Genomic DNA, 18,011 nt, shown 5'->3' on the forward strand with positions numbered 1-18,011 from the left:
GAAACAGCCATTCTGCCGGGCCGACACGTGACCCCGTGCCACCGACACGCGTGACCGTAGCCGCATCGGCCGCCGAATCAGCCCGGACGAGCCAACAATCGTCGGTCCGATCCGTGCCCGCCGAGCCTCTGATCAGCAGCAAGCCATCGCGGCGCGCTCGCCGACCAGCCTCCGCGGAACTTCGCGACGCCTCGCTCGTACTGTCGCCAAGATTCACGGTTGCCCCTGGCTCTCAGCGCTCAGCAGCGGCGCCCACATGCGTCGGGCCAGCGCGCCGAACCGGGTGGTCTCGCCTGGCTCACCTGGCGGGGCGGGGATCTCCATGAGGTGTTCGAGGCGGGGCGCCGGGCCCCAGACGTACCGCAGGTGACGATCCGTGTGGTCACCGAACGCGCCCGGCCCATTCGGTCCGCCGTTGAATTCGCGTTCTGCGGCGACGATGGCTTCGTCCGCGTTCGCGCCACGGAAGCGCCGTTCGGCGTAGGCAGCGGTGGCACCGGGCGTGATCGGGAGCGGCTCGGTCAGTCCGGCATCGCGCAGGGCGACGAGCTCACGCAGAATGTCCCGGGCCGCAGGCATATCCGGCGCGGTGATCTCCGAACGCCATGCCGGACGGCCGAATTGGCCGCGTCCGGTGGTAACGGCCCGCCAGGAGCGGTCTTCAGTGACGGCGAGCGCCAACAACGACACCCAAGCAGCAATCCGGTGTTTCGGGGCAAGCCGGGAGAACGTGGTGCGGACCAGTGTCTCGCCACGCACTTCCGGCACGGTCCCGGTGAGCCTGCGCCCATTCCCGAGATCCACCGCGATATCAACGGCACGCGGGGAACCCTCGTAGTCGCCCTGCGACGCGCGAACCAGCTTGTCCACGGTGTGCTCGACCTCATCGAGCACCGCCGCACCGAAACCGAAGGGCGGCAACGTGCCACGCCGCCACTCGGCGGCGCGCAGCCCGGCCGGATCAGCACCGGTCAGGCGGGCGGCCAGGAGGCGTTCGCCCAGTTCCCATTTCGCCAGGCCGTCGAGCTCGATGGGCAGCCGGTCGGCGATGTCCTCTTCGTGTTCGGGGACGCGCAGGCCGAGCCGCTGCCACAGGAAGGCGCGAATCGGATGCTCGACGAACGAAATCAGGTCCGCCAGAGCCACATCCGCGAGTTCCGGTGTCGGCAACGGTTCGGGCAGGAACGCGGGACGCGGCACAGCGGGCCGCCCGGCCGACAGCGCACCGGCGAGCGCGACGGTGTCGAAGCTGAATGGCTGCTCGGCACGGAAGTTGCGACGATCGAAGGCCTGCAACGGATGTCGGGTCACCACCGCGTCCATACCTGCCGCGCCGACGTGTGCCCGCAGCGCGTCGAGCAGCTCGGCCACCGGAATGGCGGGCGGCCGGTGCGCACCGGTGACCGGGTCGGCGCCGGTGTGGAACACCAGCAGCTTGTCCCTGGCCGCGAGGATCGCGTCGAGCAGCAGCTGCCGGTCCTCGCTGCGCGGATCCCGTTCGCCGAGTAGCGGATTGCGGGCGAGCACGTCGTCGCCGTCCACGCCGCTGGTGCGCGGGAACACGTCGTCGTCGAGGCCGAGCAGCACCACCACGCGATGCGGCACCGACCGCATCGGCACCATGGTGCACACGGTCAGCTCGCCGGTGCGGAAGTTGGCGCGGGTCGGCGCGGCCGCCAGCCGCGAGTGCAGCAGCACCCCGACGTCGGCGAGCCGCAGTGGCACATCGCCCGCGTGCTCGGTGGCGGCGGCCAGTTCCTGGCGGGCCTCGGTGCGCACCCACGCCTGCGAATCCGGCACGTCCGTCAGCAGATCCAGCGCCCGGCCGAGCACCGTCGCCCATTCGTGTGCGGGGCGCGGGCCGCGCAGATCGCGCAGGCAGACGGCCAACCGGTCGATGAATTCGGCGAACCGGCCCGCCAGATCGACGTCGTTGCTGTCCACGTCGTCCAGCGGCAACGCCAAATCCAGCCAGTCCTCCGAGGTTTCGCCCGCGGTGACACCGAGCAGGATCCGATCCACCGCGGCGTTCAGCGTGTTCTGCGCGAAGTCGGCCAACCCGAACGCCTGTCGCTGCCGCTGCCCGATCCCCCACCGCGCACCGGACTCGGCGGCCCACTCGCGCAGCCGCTCGATATCGTCGTCGTCGAATCCGCAACGCCGCCGGACCGTTTCGGCCGCCGCCAGATCGAGCACCTGCGTCACGGTGACCCGGCCGTCGGCCAATTCGAGCAGCACACCGATCACCGCGAGCAGCGGATTGGTGACCCCACGCCCCCGGTCGGCCAGCCGCACCCGCAGGCGATGCGCCGGGTGGCCCGAATCCGGTGCCAGCTCAACAGTTCCCGGCACCCGTTGCCCGAATGCCGCACGCACCAGCGGCGCGTACGCCTCCACCTCGGGACACATCACCAGCACGTCCCTCGGCTCCAACGTCGGGTCCGCGGCGAACAACCCGAGCAGGCACTCCCGCAGCACCTCGACCTGTCGTGCGGGTCCGTGGCAGGCGTGCACCTGCACCGTGCCGTCACCGGCGCGCACCGCGACCGGCGGCCACCGATCGTCGCGGATACCCGCCTGCAACGCCGTGAGCAAGGACGTATCACCGTCCGGCACAAGATCATCCGAGGTCGGATAGTAGGTATCGGAGTCTGCGGCCAAGCGCTGCTGCAACTCCCGAACATCGCGGGCGAGACCGGCCAGCAGCGGGTGACTTACGACACTCCCACTGAGATCGGCGCCGCGCGAACCAGCCGCCGGACTCCCGGCCAGCTCGGTCCACATCACCGGACTCGGATGCGGCAGCCACAGATGGATCTCCCGCGTCGCCGCCAACGCCGCCAACACGGCGAGTTGATCGGTGGACATCCGAGTCGCGCCGAACAACGAAAACCGCTCCGGAAATGGAACAAGTTCAGGCTCCGCCCGCAGCCGCTCGCACGCGGCCTCGAGCCGCTCCGCCGGACTCGGCGCACCCACCTCGGCACGCAGCCGCCGCCACAGTTCCGGCTGCCACAGCAGATCGTCCGGCACCGGATTCCCCGCGCCGTCGGTGTCGGAACCGGCCGCCCATTCGAGAATGAGCCCGGGCCGCTGCGCCGCGTAACTGTCGAACAAGGCGGCCAGATGCGCGGCGGTGGCGTAGCGACGACCGATCCGATGGTCACGTCCGGCCGGGTCCTGCGCGCCTAGGTGCCGGGCCAACACGGCACACCACGGCTCGCCGAGCGAGTCATCGATCACCCGCAGCAACGTCCACACGACGCGTTCGCCGGCCCACGGATCGTCCTCCGGGCGCACCCCGCTCGCCGCGGCCAATGCCGCCGCGACCAGCCCGGACGGCGACGGGAATTGGATGTTCGCCGCGACACCGTCGGTCGAGGCGGTGTCGAACGACGCGGAAAACGCCGCCGCCCCGGACACGCCGAGCACCGACGACAGCCGCTGCGTCAGCCAGCGCTCCACACCCTTCGCGGGCACCGCGGCCACCTCCGCCGCGAACGGATCGGGCAACGGCGTGGCCAGCAGCCCGGCCAGGCCGTCAGCCAAGACGTCGGCCCGCTCGGCACGGTGGATGTGCAGCGGCATCTGCGCCCTCTCGGTCGGTGGAGTATCGGACGGCGCTGGAATTCGCGGCTCCCCTGATTGCTCGGGTGTAGCGAGACGCCTCGGGCTTCGTGCACGTTTATACGCCCAGCACTGCCGCGGCTGCTTCACCACCCGCTAGCAGGTCCGAACGGACCTCTCCGCGTTACCTGTGTGACTGGAGTGAAATGAACCACACAAGAACACATTCCTACGCCGTGTCCGCTCGGATCCGCGCGCCCGATGTGCAACAGTGCTGAACCGGGGAGGACGAGAGAGCTGCACCGAAAGGCTGGTTCGCGTTCATGATTGCGATGGTGATTCCCCTGGTTCCACGAGGCGGGTTCACAGTCCGCCGCGTCGGAGATCGTTGGGAGCTCGTCAACTCGCGCGGCTACGGCCGCACCGTCGTCCTACATTCTTGGCCGCGCGATCAACACACCGAGGCGTTCGAACACTGCTATCGCCTCAATGGGCGCACAGTAGAGGAATTGCAGGCCGCGTTCCGCTGATCGGACCAACGGTGGCCGAAACCCGCTGGGACGCAAGGCGCGCAACATCTTCTAGCACACGCCGGTCCTGACCTCAAGACGTGCGTCTAGCTCGCCGATGTGCGATCGTGTTGCCTCGTGCGTCATCCCTCGCCCGCCACCCGTTCCGTTCCCCGCGTGGCCGCATCCGCCTGTGTCCTCGCCGCTGCGGCGATCCTCATCCCCAGCGCGCCAACGTTGCTGCCCAGCGCGGCCGCCGTACCCATCGCGCATACCAATGGGTGCCTGGCCGGTTTCGACTGCGATATGAGCAGTCGGATCGCGGCGGTCGACAAGTATCTGACCGGCCGCCCCGGCGTCACCGGTTATGTTGTGCGCGACCGGGTCTCCGGTGGCGTGTACGCGAATGCCAACGCGGAGAACAAGGTCTGGACCGCGTCCACGATCAAGTTGGCGATCGCCGAGGATCTGCTGAACCGGGCCAGGGTCGGCGCGATCAACCTGACGCCGGAAGATCGCGCGACGATGGAGTCGATGCTCGCCACGTCCAACGACGGCGCGGCGGACATCCTGTGGACCAAGTACTCGGGTTTCGATCGGATGGCGTTCAACAACGCGTTCCGCGCCAACGGGATGGCCACCCTGGACCCGCAGCCGACCAATACCGCGCTGTTCCCGGACTGGTCGTTCCAGAAGTGCACCGCCGCCGATCTGGACCGGTTGATGGACAACGTCCTCAGCCGCATGCACCCGGACGACCGCAGCTACCTGCTGGACCGCATGCGCGCGGTGGACAGCAACCAGCACTGGGGTGTGTGGGGCGCGGGCCAGGCGATGCGGCCGGGCCTGAAGAACGGCTGGTCCCAGGAACAGGGCGGCTGGGTGGTCAATTCGGTCGGGTTCGCCGGCCCCGGCGAGCGGTACACACTGGCCATCATGACCGCGCTGGGCGACGGCGGCGTCTTCACCGAGGGCTCGGACACCGATACCAAGGTGGCCGAGATGTTGTTCGCGGGGCGCTGAACCCGCTAGGCACACACCGGGTTACGCGGAGCGTCGACGCAACACCATCGGCGCTCCGTCCCTCGGGAACGGAATCGAGGTGTACCCCCACGGCATTCGGTACGCCTCCGGAATCTGCCACGCGTACGCACGCACCAGCGCGGCGATGACCGTCTTCACCTCGAAGGTGCCGAAGTGCATGCCGATGCACTTGTGCGCGCCCGCGCCGAACGGCAGCCAGGCCAGGCGATGCGACTTGTCCTCGCGCCGCGCCTCGCCGAAACGCTCGGGGTCGAACAACTCCGGCCGCGTCCACAGCTCGGGCAGCAGGTGGTTGACCTGATAAGCGAGGTCGATCGGGGTGCCCGCCGGAATGTAGTGGCCCGCGATCTCGGTGTCGCGCACCGCACGTCGCGATAGTCCGGGTACCGGCGGCATCAGCCGCAGGCTCTCCTTGACCACCAGATCCAGATCGCGCAGCCCCTCCAGATCGGCGATAGTCGGTGCCGCACCGGCAATTTCGGTGTCGAGCGCGAGCACCTCGGCGCGCACCCGCTCCTGCCACTCCGGGTGCTTGCCGAGGTAGTACGCCACGGCGGTCGCGGTTGTCGTGGTGGTGTCGTGCGCGGCCATGATCAGAAAGATCATGTGGTTCACCACATCCGCGTCACCGAACACCCCGCCGTCCTCGCTGCGCGCGTGACACAGGCCCGAGAAGAAGTCCGGTGTTTCGGTGCGCCGCTTCTCCGGCAGCATCCCGGTGAAGTACTCCTCCAACACCTTTCGGCCGCGCAGTCCCGACCGCCAGTTGCCGCCGGGCACCGAGTGCCGGATGATCGCGAGACCCGCGTGTGTGCAATCGATGAACGCGTCGATCAGCTGGCGGCGTTGCGCGCCGACATCGACGCCCATGAACGTCTCACCCGCGATATCGAGGGTCAGTTCCTTGATCGTCGGATACAGCAGCACCGTCCGTTCGGCGTTGCCGCCCAACGGAATCCAGCGTTCGATGCTCGCGCGCACAACCGGGGTCAGCGCGGCGAGGTGAGCTTCCAGGCGTTCCCTGGTGAAGGCCTGCTGCATGATCCGGCGGTGGAACTTGTGCTCCTCGAATTCGAGCAGCAGCAGTCCGCGGCGGAAGAACGGGCCGATGAAGTAGTCCCAGCCCTGGCCGAAGTCGCGGCGCCGGCGGCCGAGTATCTCGTCGAGCGCCTCGGGTCCGGCGACGAGCACGCGGTCGACACCCAGCGAGGTGTTCAACGAGACCGGTCCGTATTTGCGATAGCGGCCGACCATCTCGGCCGGACCCCAGCGCATGTATTGCAGCACTCGGCCCAGGTACGGTAGCCCGGCGTCGCCGTGCACCGCGGTGGTCTCGCTGCCCGGTGGCGGTGTCGCGAGGACGTGATGCCGCTCGGGGAGCCGATCCAATGCCCGGTCGAGCAGATGGTCGTGCGGGATGTCGATCAGCGCGGCGTTCTCGGAGTCGGGTAAGGCGTCGGATTTCGCGCGCATGCTGGGCTTTCGACCGACTGCACGGTCCCCGGCGACCATCGCGAACCTCCCTGAACGACAGTGTTTATCGTATTCTCTTTTGCACATTCGTTCGGTCGGTTCGGCACAACCGAGTACGGCAATGGTGACCCGGCGGATAGCAGACTTCGCAGCGCAACACACCGGGAACAGGGATGTCGGCGCGACGGTCGAGATGGAGCCGACTACGGTTAGGACCTGACAACAACCGTTCGCGGGGGGCAAACCCCAGGTCTGTCGAGGAGTCAGGACGATGAACACTCAGTCTGTCGAGAACCGTCGTCACCAGGTGGTGGTGATCGGCTCCGGCTTCGGCGGCCTGTTCGGCACCAAGCACCTCAAACGCGCGGACGTGGACGTCACGTTGATCTCCAAGACCACGTCGCACCTGTTCCAGCCGCTGCTCTACCAGGTGGCCACCGGCATCCTCTCGGTCGGCGAGATCGCGCCCGCGACCCGGCTGGTGCTGCGTAAGCAGAAGAACGCGCAGGTGCTGCTCGGCGATGTCATCGACATCGACCTCGAAGCGAAGACGGTCACCTCGCGACTGCTCAACTCGAACACGGTCACCCCGTTCGACAGCCTGATCGTGGCCACCGGCGCGCAGCAGTCGTACTTCGGCAACAACCAGTTCGCCACCTACGCCCCGGGCATGAAGACCATCGATGACGCGCTCGAACTACGCGGTCGCATCCTCGGTTCGTTCGAGGGTGCGGAGCTGGCCACCAGCCAGGAGATGCGGGATCGGCTACTCACCTTCGTGGTGGTCGGCGCCGGACCCACCGGCGTCGAATTGGCCGGGCAGATAGCCGAACTCGCCGATCGCACGCTCGAAGGTACGTTCCACAACATTGATCCGCGCGACGCCCGCGTGGTGCTGCTCGAGGGTGCGGGCGCGGTGCTCGGCCCGATGGGCCCGAAGCTCGGCCTCAAGGCCAAGCGGCGGCTGGAGAAGATGGGCGTCGAGATCCAGCTCAACGCCATGGTCACCGATATCGATGCCCTCGGCGTGACGGTCAAGGACTCCGACGGCACCATCCGCCGCATCGAATCCTCCTGCAAGGTGTGGTCGGCCGGTGTGCAGGCCAGCCCGCTGGGCAAGATGCTCGCCGAGCGCTCCGACGGCACCCAGGTGGATCGCGCCGGGCGCGTCATCGTCGAGCCGGACCTGACCATCAAGGGACACCCGAACGTCTTCGTCGTCGGCGACCTGATGTCCGTGCCGGATGTGCCGGGCCAGGCGCAGGGCGCGATCCAGGGCGCCACCTACGCGGCCAAGGCGATCAAGGCCGGTCTGAATGGTCAAGCGCCGCAAGACCGTAAGCCGTTCAAGTACTTCAACAAGGGCAGCATGGCGACCGTGTCGCGGTTCAACGCCGTGTGCCAGGTCGGCAAGCTGGAGTTCAGCGGGTTCATCGCCTGGCTGGCCTGGCTGGCGTTGCACCTCTACTACCTGATCGGCTACCGCAGCCGGATCGTCACCGTGATCCAGTGGTTCGTCACCTTCCTCGGGCGCAGCCGCGGGCAGATGGCCGCCACCGAGCAGTGGGTGTTCGCGCGGCTCGCGCTCGAGCAGGTCAATTCCGATGAGGAAGAGGCCGATGAGCTCGCGGCCGCGCTGGGTGCGCCGCCTGCGGGGAACGGGAAGCTTGCAGAGAAGGCGAAGGCTGCCGTCGAGGGCCGGGTGAGCTGAAACCCCGTTTCGTCTGATCGAACCGAAGGCGATCTTCTAGCTGTCTCCACAGCTGAAGGTCGCCTTCGGTCGTTAGGGCTGCGTCGGTCGCGCCGATCCCGTGTCGCCGTGAACCGGTGCATCGCCGATCCGGTGTCGCCACGAGCCCGTGAAGCGACCGACGGGTCGGCTTCGGTCGATGTGTGCCCGGATGTCTGAAATGCCGATGGCCGCTCGCATTCGCAACCCCCACGCAGCTATTCAGCGGCAATGCCCCGGTCGCCAGATCGGCCGGAAATGATCCCATCCAGGTGCCGAGCAGATCCGAATGTGGGACGTCGAAAGTGACATCTCTTCTGACCTGACGAAAGGCGATCTACCTATGGGCACAGGCAAGCACAGAGCCCCCAACCCGCAGCGGCAAAAGGTGGGCTCGATGGTCGCGGCAGGTGCGGTACCGCTGGTCCTCGCACTGGTCGGCACCGGCACCGCCAATGCCGAGCCTGCACAACCCAACGCGGCGGCGCAGCCCGACCATCCGGCGCAGTGGCCGGCGGCCGAACCGCCCAACGCGATGCCGTACGAGGGCTTGAACATCCCGGACAACACCAAGAGCTCGCTGCAGTGGTCGCGGCCGCTGCCGGAGAAGAAGTACCTGGCACCGGTCGGCGTGCTGCACGCACCCGTCCCGGTCGCACCGGTGCCGCCGATCGCGCCGCCCGCGGGCAAGTTCCGCTTCGGCGACGTGCAGGTCGACGCCCCGGACTGGATCGACTCCGAGCAGGCCATCCAGATCAACGACAACTCGGCCATGGTCGAGGCCAACCTGGCGACCTTCCTCGACTCGGTCGGGATGGAACGCAGCAGGTCGGACCGGATCGCCGGGCAGACCGTCGGCACGGCCGCCATGGGCGCGCTGGCCGGTGCCGCGTCGGGTGCCCCGTTCGCGGCGACGTCCGCGCTCGTTGGCGGCGCGGTGGGCCTGGTTGTCGGGCTGCCCTTCGTGCCGGTCGGCATCGTCGCGGGCCCCATGCTGGGCGCGACCTTCGGCGCGGCCGTGATCACGGTCCCCGCGGCGGCGATCGGTGCCGCTGCCGGTGCGGCCGTCGGCGCGGTGAACGCGTTCAACGCGCCCTCGCGGGTTATCGGCGACTGACCTCTGGATGGGGCCTCGCGCCATCTGCACGCGACTAGTACGTGAAGACCAAAGGGTGGGAGCCCGACGACACTGTCGAGTTCCCACCCTTTCTTCTTTCTCCCGTTCTGGGCGGGCTACACCTCGGCGTGATGGCTGACACCCATACGTGTTTCTGATTCGGCGCGTCGCTTTCGGCGAGTCTTCATACTGTCAAGATCAGCGCAACATGACAGCTAATCGTCGAGACGAGAGGTGATGGAGGCCGGTGCCTGGGTGGTTGCGTTCTTCTCCATCGCGCCGTTCTTCGCGGTGCTCGGGTTGTTGATCGCGCGGTACGTGCGCATCCGGCGATACGGGCGGCACGGTGGTGAGTACAACGATCCGTTCGCCACTGCGGGGCGGGGTGGTGTTCCGCCAGGGACGGTTTTCCAACCGGACTTCGGCGGTGCCGGGACATCGCAGGTGTGGGAAGCGGGGGAACCGGAGTGGCCGCGTCGATCAGTGGATGGTGAGGAGCGAAACCGTTCAGGCGAGCAGCGGCATCCGCGCGGATCAGCGGAACCCGAGGAGTGAACTCGCTCGGGTAAGCAGGGGCATCCGCGCGGATCAGCGAACCGCGAGGAGTGAGCTCGTCCGGGTGAGCAGGGTTCCGCCTGCGGCCAGCGGGAGGCGGGTCTCGGTGAGGCCGGTGGTTTCGACCGGACGATCGTCGGGGTAGCGCAGTTCGCTCTCCAACGCTCTTGGCGCGGCGAGTGGGTCATCCGTGGCCGTGCCCGCGCCCAGCTCCAAACGGTGTCGCAGCAGCGGGATTTCGCCGAGATCGGCGATCAGGTCACCGCGCCAGCCGCCGTTGTCCTCGCCGGAGCGGCCGATCTGCACGCGTTCCCGCAGTCGCAGCCTGGCGTCCGGGGCGAGCAGGACCGAGGTGATGGTGTGGTGGTGTGCGCCGCCCGCAACGATGGTCGGTTCTGGATCGAAGTCGAGGTCTCCCCCGCTGTCGACCTGGAAATGCCAGCGCGCCAAGGAATCCGGCGTCACCGCGCTCGGCAACGCGATGGTGGCCGCGACCGAACGCACCGCGAGCCGTGCGCCCGGACCGACCACGATGGTGATGTCGAGCTCGTCGCCACCGAGCGGGGTCGCGGCGGTGCCGATCAGGTGCACGGTGTGCGGGCCGGTGCGGCGGGCCGACAGCCCGCCGCTCGCGTGGATCTCCGGCAGCGCCGCGGCGCTCGCGACAATCCGAACTTCAGTGCGCAACAGCGGATTCGGCGTCGGCGCGTCGGTCCTGTTCGGCGATGACGTGCAGTTGCTCGCGGACCCAGGCCAGTACCGGGGTCGCGGCCGGGTCGTCGGTGAGCGAGATCAGCGCGGTCGGGCGGCCCTCGCGCACCTTCGCCGCGTCGCGCTCCATCACGCCGAGATCCGCGCCGACCAGCGGGGCGAGGTCGGTCTTGTTGACGACGAGCAGGTCCGAGAACGTCACGCCCGGACCGCCTTTGCGCGGCACCTTGTCGCCGCCCGCCACGTCGACCACGAAGATCTGCACGTCGATCAGGCCGGAGGAGAACGTGGCGGTGAGGTTGTCGCCGCCGGATTCGACGAGGATCAGATCCAGCGGCGGGTTCGCGGCGATCAGGTCGTCGATGGCGTCCAGGTTCGCGGTGATGTCGTCGCGGATGGCGGTGTGCGGGCAGCCGCCGGTCTGCACCGCGGTGATCCGCTCGTCCGGCAGCACCGCGTGCCTGCGCAGGAAGTCGGCGTCCTCGGTGGTGTAGATGTCGTTGGTCAGCACGGCGAGCGAAAGTTCTTCGCGCAGTTGCCTGCACAGCGCGGCCACCAACGCGGTCTTGCCCGAGCCGACCGGCCCACCTATACCGATCCGCAACGCCTCACCGGGTGTGCGTTCGCGTTTCGGGCGATCGTGCGAGTGGTCGTGCGGTTCACCGTCGATGAAATGCGGTGGCATAGGGGCGATCTCCTTCTTCCGGGATTCAGCTGGCGAACAGGGGCATGTCACGGTGCAGATGGCGTTGGGCGAGAACGTCTTGCAGCGGATCGGACAGGGCGGCGAGGCCGTCGGCCGCCTCGGCGGCGGTGCGATCACTCAGGTCGGCGAGCCGGACGGTGCAGCCCGCGATGGCGGCAGGATCGAGCGCGAGCAGTCGTTGAGCAGCGGTCGCAGCACCGGTCAGCGTGGTGTAGACGACCACACCCGCGATCTCCAGCGGACTCACCGGACAGGCCGCGCCGACCATGCCGAACACCGTCGACAGGTGCGGGCGCGGACCGAGCGCGGACCAATCTTCTTGTGGCCATAGCTGTTTGGCCAGTCGTAACAGTCCGCGCCCTTGCGCGCGTGAGGCCGTTCGCGCGGCCGGTGACGGTGTCCGCGCATCCGCCTCGGCCTCGGCCCGCGCCGGTTCGAGCGCACCCGCACACACGGCGGCGGCCAACGATGCCGCGACCAGCCCCGAGGTCCGGATTCGGCGGCGCAGATACAGCTCGACTGTCGCAACGTCACGCACCAGGCCGGACGCGATGGCCTCCTCGACCCCACCCGAGTGCACGTGCCCGCCGATCGGCAACCGCGAATCCGCCAGCGCGAACAACGTCGCCAGACTGACTGGTCCGATTTCACCCACCGGAGGATCTTATGCCCGGCGTGTTGCGTCGGCGTGTCCCGGTGGGCGTCCGCCGGGACGCGCCGATGCAACCCGCTCCGACCAACACCGGACTCTCGGACACCGACCGGGACATAGCGGCCGGACCATGTCCCCGTTCGGCGGATGGTGCTAGCGGCGGAAGGCGCGTTCGAAGAAGCGTTGGACCTGGTTGCGGGTCAGGTCGGTCCAGGCTTGGACGGGGGCGGACCACCAGGGGGCGATTTCGCGGGGTTTGGCGGTTACGGCGTGGCAGACGAGGTCGGAGGCTTCGTCGACGGTTAGGCCGGGGACTCGGCTGAAGTCGGTGGGGGCGCTCATTCTGGTGTGGACCAGGGGCATATAGATGGAGGTGGTGGTTACGCCGTCGCTGGCGACCTCGGCGGCGACGCTGCGCAGCCAGACGTCGAAGGCCGTTTTAGAGGCGCCGTAGGCCGCCCATTGCGGGGCGGGTGGGACGAGGACGCCCCAGGTGGAGATGTTGACGATGTGGCCTTGTTTGCGTTCGCGCATGTCCGGCAGCAGGGTGAGCAGCAGGCGGACGGGGCCGAGGTAGTTGATGTCGATGGTGCGGGTGAAGTCGTGGAAGCGGTCGTAGGACTTGCTGATCGAACGGCGAATCGACTTGCCCGCGTTGTTGATCACCACGTCGAGGTGGCCGTGCTCTTCCAGAAGCTGACGGGCGAGCTGCTCGACGGCGTCCATGTCGGTGAGGTCGGTCGGATAGACGTGCGCGGTGCCGCCGTCGGCCTTGATCTCGGCGGCGACCTGATGCAGGTCGTCGGCGGAACGGGCGACCAGCAGCACGATCGCCCCGGCCGCGCCGAGCTTGCGCGCGCTGGCCTTGCCGATGCCGTGCGACGCGCCGGTGACCAGCACGACCTTGCCGTCGACCGCCTCGCGCAGCGCCTTGTCGCGCGGGCGTGACTTCGGATACAGCAGTCTGGTCGCCACCCGCTCAGCGATCGGCCGTCCGTTGCTCTGCGCCGGAGTCTCGTTCACGCCTCCGACTCTATTAGCAGCGCGCCAATTTGGCCCGAGATCGCCGGGCGCTAGTGCCCCGCGCCCGCGGTCGAATGGACGCGCTTGGGTGAGGCGAAGCGCGCGATCATCGCCATCGCGACGAGCAAGGTGGCGCCGACCGCGGTCGCGATATGCATTCCGGAGACGAAGGATTCGCGGGCGGATTCGATCAACGCGGTGTTGTCGCCTGCTTCCTGAATGGTCTCCCCCAGCGTCGCGGCGTAGTCGCCACCGGACCGGAAGATCAGTGCGGCAAGCGATCCCAGCAGGGCGAGGCCCAGCGCGTTGCCGAGCTCGAAGCTGGTCTCGGAGATGCCGACGGCCGAACCGGCGCGTTCCGGCGGCACGGAGGACACCGAGACGTCCGACACCAGGGTGAAGGCGAGGCCGTAACCGATTCCGGCGATGGTGGATCCGACCAGGTACCACCAGAGGCCGCCGTGCACGCCGACGCCGAGCAGCATGAGATTGCCTGCGGCCGAGGCGGTCAGCGCGAACACGAAGGTGTTGCGGGTGCCGAACCGGTGACCGACCCGGGCGCCGCTCATCGAGCAGACGAACACCGCGACCGCCATCGGGATACCGAACAGGGCCGCGGCGAGCGGGTCGCGTCCGGTGACCGACTGCAGGTAGATGCTGGTCAGGCAGCTCATCGCCGCGAGGGACATCATGCCGACGAGGCTGGACCCGATGGCCACCGAGAACCCGGCACGGGCGAACAACCGAAGGTCGAGCAGTGGTTCGTCGAGCTTGCGCTGCCTGCGCACGAAGACGGTCAGGATCACCACACCGATCAGCGAGATGATGATCGCCTCGGCGTCGACCCCCTCGGCGGCAGCGTGTTTGACGCCGTACACCAGCGGCAGGATGCCGCCGATGGACAACGCGACGCTCGGCAAATCCAGCGGTCCGCGCACGCCCGCGCGGTGCTCGGGCAGCACGAACGGCCCGAAGGCGAGCAGGATCAGCAGCACCGGGATGTTGATGAGAAAGACCGAGCCCCACCAGAATTGGTGCAGCAGTACGCCGCCGATGATCGGGCCGACGGCCGAGCCGCCGGCGAAGAACGCGGTCCACACGCCGATGGCGGCGGCCCGCTCGCGCGCGTTGGGGAACAGGGTGGAGATCAGCGCGAGGCTGGACGGCAGCAGGGTCGCGCCGCCGACGCCCATCAGCGCCCGCGCGATGATGAGCACCGCGGCGCTCGGCGCGAAGGCCGCGACGATCGAGGCGATGCCGAAGATGGTGGCGCCGACGAGCAGGATGTTGCGCCGCCCGATCCGGTCACCGAGGTTGCCCATGGTGATCAGCAGGCCCGCGATCAGGAAGCCGTAGATGTCGAGGATCCACAGCTGCTGGGCGGCCGACGGGTCGAGGTCGACGGTGAGGGTCGGCATCGCCAGGAACAGCACCGAGATGTCCATCGACACCAGCAGCACCGGGAGCAGCAATACCGCAAGGCCGAGCCAGGCACGGCGCGAGCCGACAGCGGGCGCCGCCTCGGCGGACCGCACTGTGCTCACCCACCCCGCCGGCTGCCGTCCCCCGGCCTCAACGTCTGTCATCCTGAGTTTCCTTTCCATCTCGCGTACGGCGTACGCACAAGCTGGAGTACAGTGTACGCAACCTCCCCCGGAAGTGAAAGTGAGTCATGGGATGTCTGAGCTCAAGCTCAACCGAGCCGCCATCATCGACACCGCGATAACGCTTGCCGACGAAGAGGGCCTCGACGCGTTGTCCATGCGGCGGATCGCGGACAAGATGGGCGTCGGCGCCATGTCGCTGTACCGGCACGTCGCGAACAAGGACGAACTGCTCGCGGAGATGACCGACGAGGTGGCGCGGCGCAATCCCTATCCCTCGGCGGAGGGACAGCAGTGGACCTGGCGCGATCGCGTGCGCATCGCGGCCGAGATCGATTGGGCGCTCTACCAGCAACATCCGTGGGTCCTGCTTACCTTCGCCACGCCACGCTACAGCTTCGGGCCGATGAGCCTGGCCTGCTTGGCGTGGATGGTCGAGGGCTTCGCCGAGCTGAATGTCTCGACCCGCGAGGCGACCACCATGGCGTTCACCGTGTGGAATCACATCTCCGGCGCGACCCTGCCGCACATCAGCGCGGCGCTGATGGCACGCAAGGGCATGAACCCGGAGGGCGACAACGGCCTGCGCACGATGCTGAAAGGAAGATCACAGTTCCCGGTGCCCGCCGCGCTCGCGGACCTGGAAGGCAGCGGGATCAACGATCTGTCGCAGGAGGATCTGCTGTACGCCGGACTGGCCGCGCTCTGCGACGGCTTCGAGGCGAAGGCGCGACAGCGGGCCGACTTGACCTGAACCTAGCTTCATGTTGCACGGTGGTTGGCGACCATCACGAACAGGAGCCACCGTGCACGCGATTCGCCTTCATGCCTTCGGCCCGGCCGACAATCTGCGCTACGAAACCCTGCCCGATCCGACGCCCGGGGCGGGTCAGGTGCGAATTGCCGTGGCGGCGGCCGGTGTTCATCTCATCGATACCGCGATACGCAAGGGACTGCCCGGGCCGTATCCGGTTCCGGAACTGCCTACGGTGCCGGGCCGTGAGGTCGCGGGGACGATCGATGCGGTCGGCGCCGAGGTCGACCCCTGTTGGGTCGGCAAGCAGGTGGTCGCGCATCTCGGCATGGCGCCCGGCGGCTATGCGGAACTGGCCGTGACGGAAGTTGCTCGGCTGCACGAGATTCCGTCCGGTCTCGAACCTGCCGAAGCGGTGGCGATGATCGGCACCGGACGAACGACCATGGGCATGCTGCAATTCACCGAACTCGGCCCCGACAGCGTCGTGATCGTGACGGCCGCGGCGGGCGGAATCGGCACGCTCCTGGTGCAATACGCGAAGAACGCCGGAGCCATCGTGATCGGCCTGGCCGGTGGTGCCGCCAAAGTCGAACTGGTACAACGCAACGGAGCCGACCTCGCAGTCGACTACCTGCCCGCCGACTGGCCAGAAAAGGTCCGAGGTTTCCTCGCGGATCGGCGCGCGAGCGTCCTGTTCGACTCCGTAGGCGGCGAGATAGCGCGCGCCGCCATCGATCTGCTCGGCAAGGGTGGACAACACCTGGTGTTCGGTGCGTCCGGCCAGAGCCCGAAAGACGCGGCAGCGCTGACACTCTCGGCGGCGGAACTGGCCGAGCGCGGCATCACCTCCGAATTCGTCCTCGGGCCGCCGATGCTCCAGCGTGCAGGCGGGGACGTTCGTATTCTCGAAGATCGCGCCATGGCCGAAGCGGCAGCCGGACGGCTACGCCCCGCGGTGCAGAGGTTTCCGCTCGCCGACGCCGCCACCGCACACCACGCCTTGGAGACCCGGGGCACCACCGGCAAGGTCGTGCTGATTCCCTAGCCACGCCGAAAACCGATTGAGCGCCCCGTGTCTGCTCCCTACGCTCAACCCAATGGGAGGAAACACGGGGCTGCTCAACGTCGTCGATGTCGAGGCGACCTGTTGGGACGGCAAGACGCCGCCCGGCGCGGTGAGCGAGATCATCGAGATCGGTTTGACCGTAGTGGATTTGGCGTCGTGCGAACGGCGCGGCAAGCATCGCATTTTGGTCCGGCTCGCCCGGTCCACGGTGAGTGAATTCTGCACCGAACTGACCGGGCTCACCCAGGACGAGGTCGATACGGGTGTCTCGTTTGCCGAGGCATGCCGGTTGCTGGCGACCGAGCACGAGGCGGGGGTGCGGGCGTGGGCCAGCTGGGGTGACTACGACCGCAAACAGTTCCTGAGTCAATGCCAGGCAACCGGCGCCGCCTATCCGTTCGGACACCGGCATACCAACGCCAAGCTGGTCTTCAGCGAGGCCTACGGGCTCAACCGGCGGCAAGGGATGGCGGGCGCGTTGCATATCGCCGAGCTTCCGCTCGAAGGGCGACATCATCGGGGCGAGGACGACGCGTGGAACATCGCGGCCCTCGTTCTCGACATCGCGGGGCGCGGAGCGTGGCGGGTAACAAGTACGGAGTGAACTCCGCTGGTGTGCTTCGCGATTGATCGCGGATGACGTCGGCCGACATCATCCGCGATCGCTGCGGCGTCAGTCCGTCTGGTCGATCACTACTGCGTAGGCGAAGCCGTCCCAGCCCTTGGTGCCGACGGTTTGCACGACGGTCGCGTCGAGAGTCGGCTCGGCGGCGAGCAGTTCGACCACGGCGCGGCTCGCGCGGTTCGCCGCGTCCTCGGAAGCCGCATCGGCGAGGCCGCCCTTGCGGACGACGTTGTCGACGATGATCACCGAACCCGGGCGGGTCAGTTTCAGCGCCCACTGGACGTAGTTCGAGTTGTTGACCTTGTCGGCGTCGATGAACACCAGGTCGAACGGTTCGGGGTTTTCCTCGGCCAGCACCGGGAGGGTGTCCAGGGCCGCGCCGACGCGAATGTCGACGCGCTCGCCGACGCCGGCGTTGTCGAGGTTCGTGCGCGCGACCTCGGCATGCGCCTGCTGGAATTCCAGGGTCACCACCTGGCCCTTCTCACCGACCGCGCGAGCAAGCCAGATCGTGCTGTACCCGCCGAGGGTGCCGATCTCCAGCACCCGCCGCGCCCGCGCCGTCACCGCGAGCAGATACAGAAACTTCCCCTGAGGCGGAGACACATCGATCGCAGGCAACTCCGCCGCCGCATTCGCCGTCAGCGCCGCCGCGGTATCCGCGTCCTGCACCAGCGTGTCGACGATGTAGTCGTCCACATCGGACCATTCAGTTGTCGTCATACCTCGCAGTCTGCCACCGCAACTCGACCTCAGCAGGTCTCGCAGCTAGCAGCCCACCTCCCCCGCCGTCGCCTGGCCCGCGTTCGTCACGACCGGCTTTCATGATCAGGGGGAACTGGTGCAGGCGCCCTCGCTTTGCCGCCACCATGT

The 18,011-nt window shown here is 68.0% G+C and carries 15 protein-coding genes; 7 read left to right on the forward strand and 8 right to left on the reverse strand.

Translation table 11 applies throughout. The annotated features are described in order from the left end of the window. Positions 1–213: 213 nt before the first annotated feature. Positions 214–3,588: an exodeoxyribonuclease V subunit gamma gene (recC, locus tag ACQPW1_RS32620; RefSeq protein WP_433655681.1), complete on the reverse strand. Its 3,375-nt coding sequence runs from the start codon at positions 3,586–3,588 to the stop codon at positions 214–216. 665 nt (positions 3,589–4,253) lie between these two features. Here recC and ACQPW1_RS32625 point away from each other — a divergent pair. Continuing rightward, positions 4,254–5,099 carry a tat pathway signal sequence gene (locus ACQPW1_RS32625; RefSeq protein WP_433655683.1) on the forward strand — a complete coding sequence of 282 codons (846 nt, stop codon included), beginning with the start codon at positions 4,254–4,256 and terminating at the stop codon, positions 5,097–5,099. Positions 5,100–5,120: 21 nt separating this feature from the next. Here ACQPW1_RS32625 and ACQPW1_RS32630 read toward each other — a convergent pair whose 3' ends face one another. Continuing rightward, positions 5,121–6,593, reverse strand: coding sequence for a cytochrome P450 (locus tag ACQPW1_RS32630; RefSeq protein WP_433655685.1), 1,473 nt, complete (start codon positions 6,591–6,593; stop codon positions 5,121–5,123). Positions 6,594–6,864: 271 nt separating this feature from the next. Here ACQPW1_RS32630 and ACQPW1_RS32635 point away from each other — a divergent pair, with 271 nt between their 5' ends. The 3 genes from ACQPW1_RS32635 to ACQPW1_RS32645 all read left to right on the forward strand — a co-directional run bounded on the left by ACQPW1_RS32635 (position 6,865) and on the right by ACQPW1_RS32645 (position 9,994). After that, positions 6,865–8,304: an NAD(P)/FAD-dependent oxidoreductase gene (locus ACQPW1_RS32635; RefSeq protein ID WP_433655687.1), complete on the forward strand. Its 1,440-nt coding sequence runs from the start codon at positions 6,865–6,867 to the stop codon at positions 8,302–8,304. Between the two features lie 415 nt (positions 8,305–8,719). Then, entirely contained in the window at positions 8,720–9,439 is a 720-nt protein-coding gene (locus ACQPW1_RS32640) for a hypothetical protein (RefSeq protein WP_433655689.1), read from the forward strand. Positions 9,440–9,676: 237 nt separating this feature from the next. Next, entirely contained in the window at positions 9,677–9,994 is a 318-nt protein-coding gene (locus ACQPW1_RS32645; RefSeq protein WP_433655691.1) for a hypothetical protein, read from the forward strand. 33 nt (positions 9,995–10,027) lie between these two features. Here ACQPW1_RS32645 and ACQPW1_RS32650 read toward each other — a convergent pair whose 3' ends face one another. The 5 genes from ACQPW1_RS32650 to ACQPW1_RS32670 form a co-directional block, all read right to left on the reverse strand. Then, positions 10,028–10,681 carry an urease accessory protein UreD gene (locus ACQPW1_RS32650; RefSeq protein WP_433655693.1) on the reverse strand — a complete coding sequence of 218 codons (654 nt, stop codon included), beginning with the start codon at positions 10,679–10,681 and terminating at the stop codon, positions 10,028–10,030. After that, positions 10,671–11,390, reverse strand: a complete 720-nt coding sequence (gene ureG / locus ACQPW1_RS32655; protein WP_433655695.1) for an urease accessory protein UreG — start codon at positions 11,388–11,390, stop codon at positions 10,671–10,673. Before ureG ends, ACQPW1_RS32650 begins: the two co-directional genes overlap by 11 nt. A 25-nt stretch (positions 11,391–11,415) precedes the next feature. Further along, a complete protein-coding gene (locus tag ACQPW1_RS32660; RefSeq protein ID WP_433655697.1) occupies positions 11,416–12,066 on the reverse strand; it encodes an urease accessory protein UreF in 651 nt (216 codons plus the stop codon). Between the two features lie 150 nt (positions 12,067–12,216). After that, positions 12,217–13,086, reverse strand: coding sequence for an SDR family NAD(P)-dependent oxidoreductase (locus ACQPW1_RS32665; RefSeq protein WP_433655699.1), 870 nt, complete (start codon positions 13,084–13,086; stop codon positions 12,217–12,219). Between the two features lie 50 nt (positions 13,087–13,136). After that, on the reverse strand, positions 13,137–14,672 hold the full coding sequence (locus ACQPW1_RS32670; protein WP_433655701.1) for an MFS transporter: 1,536 nt from the start codon (positions 14,670–14,672) through the stop codon (positions 13,137–13,139). 91 nt (positions 14,673–14,763) lie between these two features. Between ACQPW1_RS32670 and ACQPW1_RS32675 the strand changes: the two genes are divergently transcribed. Genes ACQPW1_RS32675 through ACQPW1_RS32685 form a run of 3 tightly spaced genes read left to right on the forward strand, consistent with a single transcriptional unit; the run spans position 14,764 to position 17,117 of the window. Beyond that, positions 14,764–15,444 carry a TetR/AcrR family transcriptional regulator gene (locus ACQPW1_RS32675; protein ID WP_433655703.1) on the forward strand — a complete coding sequence of 227 codons (681 nt, stop codon included), beginning with the start codon at positions 14,764–14,766 and terminating at the stop codon, positions 15,442–15,444. 52 nt (positions 15,445–15,496) lie between these two features. After that, the gene (locus ACQPW1_RS32680; protein ID WP_433655705.1) at positions 15,497–16,492 is read left to right on the forward strand and encodes a zinc-binding dehydrogenase; all 996 of its coding nucleotides are present in this window, start codon (positions 15,497–15,499) and stop codon (positions 16,490–16,492) included. A 52-nt stretch (positions 16,493–16,544) separates the two neighbouring features. Then, on the forward strand, positions 16,545–17,117 hold the full coding sequence (locus ACQPW1_RS32685; protein WP_433655707.1) for an exonuclease domain-containing protein: 573 nt from the start codon (positions 16,545–16,547) through the stop codon (positions 17,115–17,117). A 69-nt stretch (positions 17,118–17,186) separates the two neighbouring features. Here the strand turns inward: ACQPW1_RS32685 and ACQPW1_RS32690 are convergent, their stop codons facing one another. Then, complete coding sequence (locus tag ACQPW1_RS32690) at positions 17,187–17,861, reverse strand: O-methyltransferase (RefSeq protein ID WP_433655709.1); 675 nt, start codon at positions 17,859–17,861, stop codon at positions 17,187–17,189. Positions 17,862–18,011 lie beyond the last annotated feature (150 nt).

Source organism: Nocardia sp. CA-128927, from assembly GCF_050955855.1.
Taxonomy (GTDB): Bacteria; Actinomycetota; Actinomycetes; order Mycobacteriales; family Mycobacteriaceae; genus Nocardia.

Excerpts from the sequence above, each read along its gene's own strand:
- recC (WP_433655681.1), bottom strand. The coding sequence starts at position 3,588 with ATGCCGCTGCACATCCACCGTGCCGAGCGGGCCGACGTCTTGGCTGAC.
- ACQPW1_RS32670 (WP_433655701.1), bottom strand. The coding sequence starts at position 14,672 with ATGACAGACGTTGAGGCCGGGGGACGGCAGCCGGCGGGGTGGGTGAGC.
- ACQPW1_RS32630 (WP_433655685.1), bottom strand. The coding sequence starts at position 6,593 with ATGCGCGCGAAATCCGACGCCTTACCCGACTCCGAGAACGCCGCGCTG.
- ACQPW1_RS32675 (WP_433655703.1), top strand. The coding sequence starts at position 14,764 with ATGTCTGAGCTCAAGCTCAACCGAGCCGCCATCATCGACACCGCGATA.
- ACQPW1_RS32690 (WP_433655709.1), bottom strand. The coding sequence starts at position 17,861 with ATGACGACAACTGAATGGTCCGATGTGGACGACTACATCGTCGACACG.
- ACQPW1_RS32685 (WP_433655707.1), top strand. The coding sequence starts at position 16,545 with ATGGGAGGAAACACGGGGCTGCTCAACGTCGTCGATGTCGAGGCGACC.
- ACQPW1_RS32645 (WP_433655691.1), top strand. The coding sequence starts at position 9,677 with ATGGAGGCCGGTGCCTGGGTGGTTGCGTTCTTCTCCATCGCGCCGTTC.
- ACQPW1_RS32635 (WP_433655687.1), top strand. The coding sequence starts at position 6,865 with ATGAACACTCAGTCTGTCGAGAACCGTCGTCACCAGGTGGTGGTGATC.
- ACQPW1_RS32640 (WP_433655689.1), top strand. The coding sequence starts at position 8,720 with ATGGTCGCGGCAGGTGCGGTACCGCTGGTCCTCGCACTGGTCGGCACC.
- ureG (WP_433655695.1), bottom strand. The coding sequence starts at position 11,390 with ATGCCACCGCATTTCATCGACGGTGAACCGCACGACCACTCGCACGAT.